The organism is Synechococcus sp. UW106, from assembly GCF_900474015.1.
Taxonomy (GTDB): domain Bacteria; phylum Cyanobacteriota; class Cyanobacteriia; order PCC-6307; family Cyanobiaceae; genus Parasynechococcus.
Window position 1 is genome coordinate 86558 of record NZ_UCNV01000003.1, and the last position, 13235, is coordinate 99792.

14 protein-coding genes and 1 pseudogene are annotated in these 13235 nt (G+C 49.8%); 9 read left to right on the forward strand and 6 right to left on the reverse strand.

Annotated elements, in window-relative coordinates:
• Positions 1 to 125 precede the first annotated feature (125 nt).
• Together DXY30_RS01745 and DXY30_RS01750 are read left to right on the forward strand one after the other, a co-directional pair.
• Positions 126 to 1075 (forward strand): annotated as a pseudogene (locus DXY30_RS01745) (carbamoyl-phosphate synthase).
• Positions 1076 to 1926: 851 nt separating this feature from the next.
• Positions 1927 to 2778, forward strand: a complete 852-nt coding sequence (locus DXY30_RS01750; RefSeq protein ID WP_115093127.1) for an SDR family NAD(P)-dependent oxidoreductase — start codon at positions 1927 to 1929, stop codon at positions 2776 to 2778.
• 673 nt (positions 2779 to 3451) lie between these two features.
• Here the strand turns inward: DXY30_RS01750 and DXY30_RS13475 are convergent.
• The gene (locus DXY30_RS13475) at positions 3452 to 4216 is read right to left on the reverse strand and encodes a hypothetical protein (RefSeq protein WP_137006767.1); all 765 of its coding nucleotides are present in this window, start codon (positions 4214 to 4216) and stop codon (positions 3452 to 3454) included.
• Positions 4213 to 5268: a GSCFA domain-containing protein gene (locus DXY30_RS01755; protein WP_115093128.1), complete on the reverse strand. Its 1056-nt coding sequence runs from the start codon at positions 5266 to 5268 to the stop codon at positions 4213 to 4215. The genes DXY30_RS13475 and DXY30_RS01755 overlap by 4 nt, the downstream gene beginning before the upstream one ends.
• 930 nt (positions 5269 to 6198) lie before the next feature.
• Between DXY30_RS01755 and DXY30_RS13480 the strand changes: the two genes are divergently transcribed.
• The 5 genes from DXY30_RS13480 (at position 6199) to DXY30_RS01790 (ending at position 10377) form a co-directional block, all read left to right on the forward strand.
• Positions 6199 to 6675, forward strand: coding sequence for a hypothetical protein (locus DXY30_RS13480; RefSeq protein ID WP_137006768.1), 477 nt, complete (start codon positions 6199 to 6201; stop codon positions 6673 to 6675).
• Between the two features lie 328 nt (positions 6676 to 7003).
• Positions 7004 to 7198 carry a hypothetical protein gene (locus DXY30_RS01765; protein WP_115093130.1) on the forward strand — a complete coding sequence of 65 codons (195 nt, stop codon included), beginning with the start codon at positions 7004 to 7006 and terminating at the stop codon, positions 7196 to 7198.
• A gap of 1086 nt (positions 7199 to 8284) precedes the next feature.
• On the forward strand, positions 8285 to 8431 hold the full coding sequence (locus DXY30_RS13855; RefSeq protein ID WP_170951096.1) for a hypothetical protein: 147 nt from the start codon (positions 8285 to 8287) through the stop codon (positions 8429 to 8431).
• 54 nt (positions 8432 to 8485) lie between these two features.
• Positions 8486 to 8629 (forward strand): hypothetical protein, encoded by a 144-nt coding sequence (locus tag DXY30_RS13860; RefSeq protein ID WP_170951097.1) that lies wholly within the window; start codon positions 8486 to 8488, stop codon positions 8627 to 8629.
• Positions 8630 to 10104: 1475 nt separating this feature from the next.
• Entirely contained in the window at positions 10105 to 10377 is a 273-nt protein-coding gene (locus DXY30_RS01790; RefSeq protein WP_115022469.1) for a DUF3303 domain-containing protein, read from the forward strand.
• Between the two features lie 238 nt (positions 10378 to 10615).
• Here DXY30_RS01790 and DXY30_RS01795 read toward each other — a convergent pair whose 3' ends face one another.
• Entirely contained in the window at positions 10616 to 10801 is a 186-nt protein-coding gene (locus DXY30_RS01795; protein WP_115093135.1) for a hypothetical protein, read from the reverse strand.
• Between the two features lie 298 nt (positions 10802 to 11099).
• Between DXY30_RS01795 and DXY30_RS01800 the strand changes: the two genes are divergently transcribed.
• Both DXY30_RS01800 and DXY30_RS01805 read left to right on the forward strand, forming a co-directional pair.
• Positions 11100 to 11618: a hypothetical protein gene (locus DXY30_RS01800; RefSeq protein WP_115093136.1), complete on the forward strand. Its 519-nt coding sequence runs from the start codon at positions 11100 to 11102 to the stop codon at positions 11616 to 11618.
• Between the two features lie 98 nt (positions 11619 to 11716).
• Positions 11717 to 12223, forward strand: a complete 507-nt coding sequence (locus tag DXY30_RS01805) for a DUF2808 domain-containing protein (protein WP_115093137.1) — start codon at positions 11717 to 11719, stop codon at positions 12221 to 12223.
• Positions 12224 to 12233: 10 nt separating this feature from the next.
• Here DXY30_RS01805 and DXY30_RS14510 read toward each other — a convergent pair whose 3' ends face one another.
• The 3 genes from DXY30_RS14510 to DXY30_RS01815 form a co-directional block, all read right to left on the reverse strand.
• Positions 12234 to 12368, reverse strand: coding sequence for a hypothetical protein (locus tag DXY30_RS14510; protein WP_255453091.1), 135 nt, complete (start codon positions 12366 to 12368; stop codon positions 12234 to 12236).
• Between the two features lie 68 nt (positions 12369 to 12436).
• Complete coding sequence (locus DXY30_RS01810; RefSeq protein WP_115093138.1) at positions 12437 to 12973, reverse strand: PAP/fibrillin family protein; 537 nt, start codon at positions 12971 to 12973, stop codon at positions 12437 to 12439.
• Between the two features lie 27 nt (positions 12974 to 13000).
• Complete coding sequence (locus tag DXY30_RS01815; protein ID WP_115093139.1) at positions 13001 to 13216, reverse strand: Nif11-like leader peptide family natural product precursor; 216 nt, start codon at positions 13214 to 13216, stop codon at positions 13001 to 13003.
• Positions 13217 to 13235: the final 19 nt, after the last annotated feature.

The window sequence follows — 13235 nt, forward strand, 5'->3', positions numbered from 1 at the left end:
TCAGCAATGGCGGGGTTTTTTATTGCTTGGCAGAAGGTGATGGGTTGGACGCTTGAGGCTGGGTGACAGCAATGCGTGACGACTGACCATACCTTCGGCATCATTCGTGGAATCGAACCTGTCCGCTGCTCCGCCGTCTTTCCATCGGACTTCTGGCTTCCGCTATCGCTATGGCTCCGTTGCCTTTGAAGGCACAGGAAGGCACTGCAGAAGACCTAGGCGATGTGATGTGCATCAGCCTCAAGGATGTGGTCAAACCCACCATTGGCTTCCAGGGCGCACTGCAAGGTGCTGGTACACCGAACCAAGCAGGGATCGGTGGGTTCCTTCCACTGTCAGTTCGAGGCAACAGCGTTTGGTTCCTTGATGCCTTGGTCAACGCCAGCTTTGGGGACCGCGATGGTGAGAGCAGCATCATCAACACCGATGTCGCTGGTGGATTCTCAACGTCAACCCGCCTCGGTTACCGCTGGCTCAATGGCAACCGCAGTTGGATGTATGGGCTGAATGGTGGTTATGACAGCCGTTCACAGAAATCAGGCAATGCCGATATAGGTGTCAGTGTCACCAACAAGAAGACTGTCGGGTTCCAACAGATCGCACTGAATGCATAAGCGGTCTCCAATAGCTGGACCTTGAACGGGGCTATGGACTGATTCCAGTTGGTGACGTGGAGCAGAGACTTAACAGTATCTATGGCTCTGGTCCGCTGAACACCTATGGCTTGGATGCTGGTTATTTCATTACTCCAGTTCTAAAAGCATCAGTTGGCTATTATTATCAACACCGCGATTAAGAAGAAGTTGATGGTTCTGGTGTGCATGGACGCTTGGCTTATGAGATCAGCAATGGATTAACAGCTGGTGTGAATGTCTCCTATGACGAAGCATTCGATACAAGAGTTTTAGCCGATGTTAAAGTTCGATTTGGTGGTGCACCTACTCCAGCGCAACGCAAATCGGTTCAACAACTACCTGTTGTTAATGCTTTAACATTAACTCCAGCCAACCGAAATGTAAGGGTGCACGGCTGTTTTTTCGACAAATTTTTGTTAATACCGATTCTTGGTTGTTGATTTAATTGCCCCCTTTTGTGTGTAACTCTAAGCTCCCAAAGCCCCAGTAATTGCAGGGGCTTTTTGTTGCTTCAGTATCAGGATTTTGGTCAAGTCCATACTCCTTAATTATGCTGACACTTTTAAGAATCCGAACATTTGTTAGTTTGTTGTAGCCAAATGATGCCCAGCAAATGACTTATGGGCCCTGGAAGGAGCCTTCAAGCATTTCCATAACTGGAATCTCTGCCGTTACGACGGAGGGCAGATTTCAGGTTTTGGACAAATCGTTGGACAAATTGCAGCCGGTTATGGCTGGCTAGATGGCGATTGACACCAGCCACCACAAAGGGTGTTGCTGATGATGCGGTGTTCAACGCAACGGGCGGACCTACGGGATCTACTGCGGGTGATTTCAAGGCAGCTGATGTCCGTTGTTTCGAGCGGGCAAGATGAATGCAAGGGAAGCGAATGGGCTGGCGTTGATCCGAACGATGTTGCAGGCATCATGACGTGATGCGGAAACGCCTGGTTGTTGTGGAGCAAGGCATGTGAAGGGCTGATGGCCACTTGGCCTACGCTGCCGAGACATACACGAGATGTGGGCCGGATTGCTGATGGTTGCGCGAATCACAGCCTGGATACCGTCATGTATGGCGTGCCACCTGCCCACCTATGACCGCGAAAAGGTATCCACCGCTCGCTCACTTTTGATAAGGCATGTTGAGAATAAATGGGCTAAACCTTAGGTTTAGTTCCTGGTAGTTTCGTGTAGTCAGGTTGAATCAAAATCCTACAGATTTTTTTTAATAGCCTCGCTTTGGCTATTTAGACTAGTTTTGGTTAGGCTAGGTTCTGACTTGATCTCTTGAGTGAAAGCATCTAAAATACATTCCAAAGCTATTCTTGTCACAGGGTGTTCTTCCGGAATCGGTGAAGAAATTTCAAATTATCTCCGTGAACTGGGTTGGAACGTATTTCCAACAGCCAGGTCTGAAACTGATCTTCAACAACTACGTTTAAACGGCTTTGATGCCCTGAGGCTTGATCTTTGCGACTCGATATCTATTGACAACTGTGTTTCAGGTTTAATCCGCAAATCACCGCTTGGAATTGGTGCAATAATTAACAATGCAGGTATAGCAATACCCGGAGCCGTTGAGGATCTTTCGCGCGATGATTTGAGGCTTCAATTTGAGGTAAATGTTTTTGGCCTCCAAGAGCTTACGAATAGATTTATTCCTGTTTTCCGCGATCAAGGATGGGGTAGGATAATTAACATTAGTTCGATGTATGGCTTTCTTACAGGGCCAAAGATAGGTGGTTATTGCGCCTCTAAGTATGCACTTGAAGCTCTTTCTAATGCCCAAAGAATGGAGCTCAGCGATACTGGCATTGCATTAAGCCTCATAGAGCCGGGTCCAATCCTCTCAAGTTTTCGCGGAAATGCCTATGATAACCTTCAAAATAGATTGTCAATAGATGATCATTTTTATAGTGACTATAAGCAAGCAATCAAGAGAAAGCCTGCTAAGCCACAAACAAGTTCACGGTTTACCTTAAGCCCTAGGTATGTCGCCGAAAAAGTGCTTCATGCGATTACAAGTGATCACCCTAAACAAAGATACCTTGTTACCTATCCAGCCTATGCAGGATCTCTTATGTCTCGATTTTTGCCGGGGTTTGCAGTTGATTATTTCATGCAGAAAACCGTGAATCTTTGAGTATTATTCCTTTCATCTTGTTTCTGTGTGGAAATCACAGAATATTTTAGATGCCTAGGTGCTTGATGATGCGTTCAGCTGCACCCCAGCAACTTGATCCATGCCTGGACTAACCAGTTGCGTCTCCCTGTATTGGGAATTGTTGACTTCATCCATAAGAAGCATGATTAGTCAAAATTGAACACTGATGGCAATCATGGTTGACCTATGACAAGCGATATTTGTATTACCTTGTTCTTGATGGAGTAACTGATTGCTGAGCTACGGGTCAAAGGCTTGGTTGCCTGAGGGCTGGAACGGATTGTGAAGGTTTTTCCAACTGCCCAAGTTGCACGCCACTTCGTGCCTGCATCCACTCGCGACTTGTCGAGGAGAATACAAAGTAACGACTAGAACCGACTGGCTGAGAAATCCAAACGACCACTATTTATCGATAACCGATAACCGATGAGAAAAGAAGATTTTTATGGTAGAAATATCTGACCCAAGACGGGTCGTTTAAAGGCTCATTCTAAGAGGATATATATCGCACTTAGTAATATGGACATTTGGGATCGTAAAAAACAATTGCGTGCTTCTAAAATGATATTCCGATATCAGTCGCTATAAACAATGACGACAAGAAGATAAAGTCAAGTTTTTTAAACAAGAACTTAGAGCGGAAAGGCCAAAATTAAAGATAATAATGATCTGAGATTTTGCAAAGAATATCAGAAAATATTATTTTGCCATATTCGGTATTGGCGTGAAGTCCATCGGATCCCATTAGATCTTTCTTTGTGAACAAAGTCGTTTCATCGAGAGTGTTGAGCGGCGGGAAATAGTAACGTATTCTAGGATTGACTGACAAAAAAGAATCGCATATAGATTTCAATGATGAATAGTTTTTTTTATGAACTTGACTGCAATAATCTATTGGGCCAGAACTCATGCCTTTATACAAACCTTGCAAAGGAGGGCGAATATTTTTTAGCGGCACTCCGGCATGAAAATTTTCATACAGTGAAACGCAAGGATACGGAGATCCAACTAGTAATATTTTATTAGAACATTCACTATCATTCAATAATGATTTAATGATTGGAGAGTGCTTGGAATGTTGAGATCTTGGGTCTTCGCAAGATTTGACGACCTCAGTTAAAACATTCTTGCTTAGGTACTGAATATTTGTATCATACAGCAATCTAGGATCGCTTACGCTGTAGCCTGCGCATATTATAATTAGGTCATAATTGTCGATATGATATGGAGAATTGTCGCCAGAACGACGATCATCAACTGGATAAACAGCTGAATCTACTAACTTCCATTTATCAAGAATGGGATTTCCAACTCCAGAAATTTTAAATTTAATTGTATCAGGGATTTTATCTCTTAATGCATCATGCCCAAGTTTGAATGTTCCGGTATGAGAATTGCCAATTACTAATATATTCATTTCCCAAATGCTTCCAGCAGTGCTTCCTCACATTGCACGTCATCAATCTTCTGTGGAAGAGATCGCTGTGAATTTGAACTCTTGCTTATTGATTTAATTATGGGATGTTCAGCAAAAAAATGTTTCATTACGGTTTCCACTGTTTCATCTCTCACTGATCTGAGGTTATGGGAAAAGCCACATGAGCTCATTCTTGGATTCGTCACTAGCTCATAAGAGGGAAAGTAGTCAACAAATGGCTTGTCTGCCCATAGACCTGCTATAGAACGCAATGTTGACTTTGAATACATGGTAGCTGCCAAAACATGACGTTCACTTGCTGTTGCAGTTAAAGGCACAGGAGACACAGTCAAAATCATTTTAAAATCCCTGCCTCCTCTAATACGTCTGAGTACCTGCACAAACTCACTCATATCATTATTGATGAATCCAAAATGAGGATTTTGGAACTCAAAAATATCCCCATCAAAATCGCCAGCAAGAGTTCCAGGTGAGGTTGGATAAACAGTACCTGAATCCTTATGAACCCACATTTCAGTGAGGCCAAGTGTGAATATGAAGAAATCAAGATTTTTAAATAGCTCTTTCACTCTTGAAATATGAAACTTGCGATGTTCAGTAACTTCTTCTGATGTGTCAAGACCTCCGGGCTCAACAGCAGGTCTTAATGCGTCATAGAACTTCCCCTTTTTTTTCCATATATAGTTCTGAGGGGCCCACTCACCGGCTGCTTCTTTGGCAAGCTGTAATAACTGACGCACTGTATAGATGTTCCCGTATCTCGCAGAATACATCGAAAATCCAAACATCTGATGCAAATTTTTTGGAAGTCCAGGTGGTGGTGGCTCTACATCTAAGAGGTTGTATCCATTCTTTTTTAGATAGCGAGATATGTGTTGTGCAAAGCAAGACCCCGCAGTAGCGATTCTCGCTTTAGGTGGGATCTTGAATTTCTTCTTATAAATACCTTCTATCGCATATGGATTTTCCTGAGCAACCCCAGTCTTCCAGAAAGCACTCTTAGGAAGATCGGAGTATGGATTCTTTCCCATGGGGTCGGGGTATGAATATTTGTACTATACATCAAATCATTCAACACCTAAAAGATTAATGAACAGAATGAATTCCGAAAACAATTCGTCTATTGTAAAGTGATTGCAAGAAAAACATTCTTTGCCAATCAAGCGGCATGCAATTAATGTATCTATATTCGCTCTTGCACCTGCTATGTTGATTTTAGCTCGTCAACTGATTCCAGTATCTGAGAAAGAAGCTGCTGCGTGGATAATGGAAGCCAGAGCACTAGTCAAGGTAGCGGTCAATCCAAATTTTAGGTATGTTAGAGAACATTGAGCAAATCGAGCAATGTTCGTCTTCGGTAAAAGTGGGAGAACATGGGCGACAAGCTGTTTTTGTGATTAGTTGAATACATTTCGGGAATTTGATGCCTATTGGCTGAAAGCTATATAAGACCCGTAAGGGAAAGGCAGGGGGTGCTGTTGTTATCGCCATCCATCTCTCGACACAACCTCACTTTCCACCCCGTCAGCAATGTCGTGGTTTTTGCTGCATGATGGTGCCTAACCGGATGGGGGACGCGAATTCGTGGGGATTCGCAGGGTAATCCCCATGATGGCGGAGGTGTCGACCGCCATTCCAGCGAGTTTGTTATTAGACGAATCGAATTGATGGAAGGTCTGCATCGAACTGCAGCGGATGCTGGCTCGGTGATTAAGTCCATTCATCAAGCTCTAGACAAGGCGGTTCTGTAAAGGGAAGATCAAGGGGATATGATTTGTCGGTTGCGAAAGGTCGATGTCGGCAAGAGAATCGTCCGAGCAATTTGATTACTTAATCCAAGCTCAGGTGCGCCAATCAGATCATGTTGAGTTCAAATAACTTCAGGATTCATTGAAGCAAGCAGTTTTGCAGTCAAGAGGCTTCATTGAACAGGATATAACATATCGGCGACTTGAGAAGAGATGGTTCAATATAATATCAGGTTGCGTTTTAGTGATATTGAATCATGCCTCGAATGGATTGATAGTCCCGTTCGCAGGCGTTTGCTGAATCAAGCAGAAGCCAGATTTGTTCATTGGTTTCAATCCGGAATTCATCGGCCTTCGTTTGATCTTTGGCTGACATCCCAGCTACCAGATTCACCACCCGTCTGGAAAATGAACTTGTTGGTGTGGCTTGCTCTCTACCCATCCGTGATGCTGCTGAGCTTGATCAGTGTTGACACCTTGGGGAAATTGCCATTGGCTCTAAATTTGTTGTTGAGTACTGCAATCACCGTGGCTTTGACTGGTTGGCTTCTCGTCCCGCTGCTGGCTAAGGCCTATAGGGATTGGCTAAAAACAGATTCATGGCGCTTCAATCTGGCAGGTAGTGCCTCAGTATTTGCCTTGCTCATTGTCAGTTATGTGATTTTTAGTTCGTCTAATCTTTTGATCTGAGTGAATTAATCTCTTGCTGACGCATGATCGCCAGTGCCGCAAATCCACAGGCAAATGCTTCGCCACAACTTTATCGAGGCGTTGGGCAAGGTCCTCAACACAGTTTGGCGGTGCTGCATCCACTAGTGCGGCGAGGGCTTTCCTCAATGACCAGATGGGGGACGGAAACCGCCGAATAACCACTCGTTTAGGGGAGTTGGTTCCCGGGGAAAACGGCGAGGGTTGGTTCAGAGACAAGACAACCCATGTTTGGTTTTGAACTGGCTTTTGCCTCCGCCATCTGGACGCCATTAACCGTGGCCGCCTGCAAGTGGATTGCTGACGCCTGATGACTGACCCCAAAAAGGACATCGACCGCCTGCAACGAGAAATCGATGACGCGCGTTCCGATGCAGATCGTGCGTTCAAGGGAGAACCACCCAAGCCAGTTGTCTACAGACAGCCAAGCCTCGGGCTGGATGTAGTGCTCACAGGCGCGGGAATGCTCTTGGTTCTGGGGCTTTCGGTAAGCCTGGCCAGCTAACTCACCAAGGATCAGGTCACTGCGCTAACGGCGGGGAGTGTTGGAGCTGCGGGAGGCCTGGTCATCGGATACACCGTTGGCCGTAAGAGGCGTAGCTCGTGGAGGTAAGCCGCAGAAGGCTCGTGGATGGGCTCGTTTCGGATTCCAAGTCGCCCTCGTTCAGTGGCTAGGGAGTGGGGTTTTCTTTTTGCTTCTTCCCGTCGACCTTGCTCTTCGAGCTTGCGAACTCCGTATGCATGGCGACTTCATCCCTTGATGAAACGGCTCTAGTTCCTCTTCTCCACTGGATCCAGCTCGAACAGGACTGCTCCATCCTTGCTAAGCACCCTGGTTTTCCTGCCGATCATCCTGGCGATCCTCGTTGCTGATTCAGAGGCAAGTTCCAGCGAAGCTTCAATCGTGTGGAGGTGCCATTCCAAAAAAGGGTTCAGTTCTTCGACTCGGAACTGTCTTTCTGACATGCCCGTCAGTCGCCCTCTATCAGGACTCTTGTAATGGCTCCCCCTGGGAGATGGAACTGGAGTTGAGAGTCGTTTCGTCTACTCCCTCGGACTTTTGCTCTGCTCTTGTCAGTCTCTCCACCAGGCTGAGGGTGTCATTGGGAGACAACTCGCCGTCATTCCCCCACTTGAGACTCGACAGGTCTGGTGGGCACATGAGGAAAAGAGAACTGTTTTAAGGAAGCTATGGGTGCTGAGATGCCTATTGCGGCAATGCTCCCCGAAGATTCACGGAAGAAATTCTGAATTGAGTGCCTAGGCGATACCAAGGGTGCGTCAGCCTCAGTGTCGACGAGCGGGAGCTTTAAGGGAGGTGTGCTCTGCATGGCCTGTCAGTACTTCACCTATGGCGTCGACCAGCTCTGTCACACGATGGTGGGCTGCACTCTCTGGGGACCGACCTGGCCGATACCAATGGGCTGGCCCCTGAGGTCGGTTAGCCCCATGTGTTGCAAGACGATGACGTAAGCATCTTGCTCCCTGGACGTGGGGTGCTGAGTGACTAGGTTTCATCGGTCCTCAGATCTGCAGGCGCCCCCTCGATCGCATAAGGCCATGTGCCTGCCGCCGTCGTGAACGCCAATCGATGACTGACCGCACCCTCAGTATTTCTGGCGCACTGCGCGAAGCGCAGCTTCAGCGCCTGGAAGCCTCTCTGGCCTCCAAGGCGGCCGCCAAGCCTCAGAGGCAGACAGAGGCACCCAAAGACAAGGACGTGAACTCACGCGACTGATCGCAACAGTCCGAACGCATCGCTTGATCAGAACGGCATATTGAGGGGCATCCGGTGCTTGCCGGTGTCCTCAAGAGATGTGGTTTGGAGACACTGCTCTCGATCGTTTTGGGTGTTGCACTGGCGTGGGGGATCACGCGGGTGATCATTGGCCTGAGCGATCGTGCTCGCCGTCGGAAGCGTTCTGCAGAGGATTGAAGCTGCTCATCAGGGCCCGCAGAAAAAAAGGGCGCATGATGTGGGGTAACCCGATGAGCCTTGTGACGACCAAGACGAAATCCTTGTTCAGCTGGAAGTACGCGGGGATCCTGGTGGGGATGAAGCTTGGGATCGTTGCAGTTGTCCTGGGGCTATCGCGTGTGGGTCTTGTCCCCGCGTGGTTTCCGCATTGGGGCTAGTTACAAACAACCCCGGTTGGTATCGAATTTCGCTGAATCGTCTGGCTTCACTGGCTTATTTGTCTTGCGTCCCGGACTCATGCACCTAGCTCGGGACGCGGACCCATGTCAGCGGCAACTGCTGGGTCCGCCTGTCTAGCGCGATGGGCTGGGCTTAGGGAGTTTGCGCCCTTCTGCGGAAGAACTCAGTGATCCAGTCGTCCAAGGGGCCCAAAAGTGAGTTCTGATCATCCTCTGGGGAAGCAGGGAAAACTGACGTCGTCATGCATTCATGAATGGTTCGACATTTTTTTGTTAAGGCGGCTCCACCAGAATGCCGACCTAGATCGAGTTGATGGAATCGAGTTTCGAGCCAATCAAAAGCCTGAAAAGTTGAGTAAGAATTTCACGCATGCCGTTGTGATGACATTCTCTTGTTTGTTGGCTCGTGTCGTTATCTTTTTCATCCAGGGCCTAGAGGTTAGAGGCTGTCTTGTTGGTTCCCTTGGCTGGTTTGATCGTTGTTGATCTTGAATTTGGATCAGAGAATCGTTGATGTTTTGTTTGAGTGGGGTAGAGCCTGCAGGGTCGAACAAGAATGAATTGCTACGGCTGATGGTTCAGCAGTGGGTCGTGGGGCTGGCTCATTTCTGAAAGCTTGGTTTATTGGGGCAGCAGCTCAGGCAACGTGGTTCGCACCCTCAAAGACCAATGGTTCGCTTTGGCAGTTGGCGCCACCGCGCTAACCGCATTGTTTTGGCTTGAGTTGATCGCGTCGTAACAACGATTCCGTCAAATCTGCGAAGAGAGAGCAAGTCAGATCGCCATGTCTGAACCCTGACCCTTGATGCCCTTGTGTTCTCTTGTCATCCCTCCAATTCAGTCAATTGAGACTTAGGTACCCAACAGGCCGATTTGCTTAATCAGGACGTAATCAGGCCTTAAATTTCAATCCGTAGAACAGCCTCGCTGAGTTCAAAAAGCAGCTTTGCAAGACCTTCTCGTGAAATCTCCCTTTTGGCCATGGCTGTTTGCAGCGGGGGTCGTATGGGGACCAGGTTTCGTGGCACTTCACTTACAACAGAACGGCATGCTGCCGATGCCTACCGATCCGCAGATTGATGCCTCCAGACTCTTGGCCTTGCCAAGCACGGACTTGAGCATGAATCCCCTGCCGGAGAAACCGGACTGTGACGTTTGGCTGGCGGCGCTGTTCACTACCCCTGTGGTGACGTGATTTGACTTGCAGACAAGATTTCGGATGTGTGGGAATCTTCGTCGGCTTCAACCATTTCAATGACTTTTTTGATGCACTGGTCGTTCAAGACCGGCTACCACGAAATTGCTGCCAAGAAGTTCCTGGCGACGGGTGCGCCCTTCCCCGAGTGCAAGTCATGGAAGCGTTTTCATGCGCCTGGCTCCGTAGAGGGCTGGATTCTGGTGGAGTCTGACAACGCTGATGCTTGTTATGAGCACGCTGCGGAGTGGGCAGAGTGCCTCGATTGGGACGTCACCCCCGTGCTGGCAGACGAGCAGGCGGGCCCCCTGATCGCGAAGGCATACAGCTGATTTTCAACGAGGAAGGCTGCCCCTCGCAAATGCGGGGGGGGGGGCTTCTCCTCAAGCCCAATACGCACAAAAACCGGCACCCTCAGACCGGTTGATGTATTCAAAGAGCACTGAAGCTTGGCCTGAGCCCATTCCATTGGCCCCTCAGTTGTGGCTTCAGTGTTCCGATGGATTGATGAGCTGCCTCTGCATGGCGCATCGACGGAAAGCCAAATGCAAGTTGAGAGCCAATGCTCAATCAATGGCCCTCAATGCCTGTCTCCGGGTTAATGTCGACATCGTCGATACAGGCTTGCTTGTCCACCTGACACAACAGCTGCATCAAGTTCTGACGATCGAGAGCTGACAGCTCGCCGTTGATTTCCCACTTCAGGCAAGTTCTGCGCTGGCAGCTTCCAGTGTGACCCTTGAGTACCTCGAACATTGCAGCCTCCTCTGGGCTGATGATTCGATTCTTACGACGGATTGACGGTGGGGTTCCAGAGCATCAGTACCCACTCTCGTCCTGCTGTGCTTTGGATCGCCAGCTGTCAAATGAGGTGTGAGAGAGGCGGTAGGTCGTGACACCACCCACCAAATCAAGCAACCACGCCCGAAGAGGTCTCCCTCTCACCTCAGAACCATAGGTCTGCATTGCAATTCAGGCGGCTCTTGGGTGGTGAGCTGACTGGAAGCGGGTTTGAGCGCAGGCCTAGGCTCGGCCTGCGTCTGATGCGTCTCGCTTGCTGGGTTCCCGTCTGCTGCTCCCCATTGCATTGCTGGTTGCCTGGGGCGCACCTGCCCATGCGGTTTCGCTTTCAGCTCGGACGGATCATTTGATCGATCGGCTTCAGCGGCTTGGTGTTGTCATTGATCGCCTTGATCGTTGTGGCCCCGGAGCCGAACGAGCTGCCTACAACATGGGCGTGAACCGACTGTGTTTGTCGCAGGGGCTGCGCGATGAGCCAGGGCTTCAGTTGGATGTGCTGACCCATGAGGCCATCCATGTGGTTCAGGACTGTCTGGCTGGTTTGGACACGCCGTCCTCGTCCACCATCAGCTTGATGTTGCAGTCGCAGGGTGGTTTCAGCCCTGCTCAGGTCGACAAATTTTTTGCCCACCATCTCGACCCGTCCACGGTCGACCATGTGCTGCAGGTGACCCAGTCGCTGGGGCCCCTGCAGCGTCGCCGTGAAGTCGAGGCCTATGCCCTTCAAGGCCACACCGGCATGGTCGAATCCTTGTTGGCCAGGCATTGCTGAAGCCGGTCGATGGCTGACACTTCGGCCTGCAATGTTGACCTGATCACCCTGGCTAATCTTGTTTCATTCGTCGGGTTATTTGGGTGAAGCAACAGTGGATGGCGATGCTTTTACTGGCTCCGATGCTGTTGCTGGAGGCGCCGTCGCTTGCACAATCGTTGTTTGATCGACCCCCAACGCGGGTCATGATTCATAACCCTGAAGCCACAGAAGGATTGCGCAATCGCACCACAATCACTGTTGTAGTTCCTGAGGATGCAGGCAATGCTTTGAGATCGATTGTTTTGCGTCAGTTGCCCAACATTGATCAGTGGGACTGGGGTCAATCAGAACCTCGGGTTTATTTTGGCGACTACTCGCTTCGCGGTAAAGGAGCAACTGGTTTGGCCTCTGCTGTTGTCTCAGATTTGGAAGGGGTTTTGAACATCCAACTCACTCCGGCGGTTCAGCCGGGGCAGACTGTGAATGTTGTGTTCCGTGGCTTTAACCCCGACTCCAGTATTTATCAATGGTCCACGGAACTCCTGGCAGATGGTGAGGATCCCGTCCGTTATGTAGGCCCCACCTTGCGTTCGGCTGTTTACGAACAGGACCCATTTCGCTAGTTGGTACCGCCTAAAGCATGTTGGGGTAAGCGTTGAAAAGACCCCAGATCACAAGTGCGGTGATCGAGGCAAAGATCACGGCAGTCCATGCCGCCAGATCGGCACTGTTGCTGGATCCCTGCAGAATCTGAAGAAGGCGTGCCATCAGGACGAATTCAAGCCCTTCGGTTCTGGCTCAGGTGGTTGGCAAATTCCAGCCTTGTTTGCGACTCCTCATACGCCCAAGAGTTCACTCAGGTTCAAGTCGTTGCGCCTCAGCAGCGCGAATGTTGTTCCTGCGTTACCGCGGCAGATCCGTAGCTTTTCATCCAGCACGGTGATGTCGAGCCAGGCCGGAGTGCTCTGCTGAACCTGTCGCATCAGGCTCAACTGTTGCCGGTTCGGCAGGAATGGCCCCATCCAGCCTCCCCGTCGAAAGCGCACCTCGACCCTCTTGCTGTCGGCGATTTGCAGCTCGGCTTGCAGATTGATGCCGCCGAGTGCGCCGAAGGGGGCGCGAAGCCGCAGCAGATTGCAGCCGCGCCCCTGCTCTGGATCCAGCGCCTGCAGGTTCTCCAGCCCGGCGGTCTGTTTCAGCCATGGTTGTTTGGAACTGCTCCAGCGCAATTCCCAGACCCCTCGCAGCAAGCTCGCTGAGGTTGTGATGTCGGCGGGATCCTCCTGTTCCACTTGGTTGATCAGCCTCTGGAGGCCTGGATCGCTGGGTCTCTCCTGCAGCAGGCGCACCAGTTGGTCGCGGTGATGCCCCACGGGATGGCTTGAACTGCTGCAGCTGTTCTAGTGGTATTCGCCGGGGTGCTGAATCTTGGTGACGCTGACGCCCGACGCGCTCTTGCCGGAGAACCGCAGCAGTTCATCGCCAGAGACTTCGTAGCCCAGCTTTTGGGCAATTTGGGCGGCAGCATCGGCACTCACGGCCTGCAGCACCTGCTCCTTAAGGGATGGATCCCTGGAGATGTGAGCAAAAAATTGCCGGAGTTGATCCGTACTCATGCGGCTAGGGCTTTCGCGC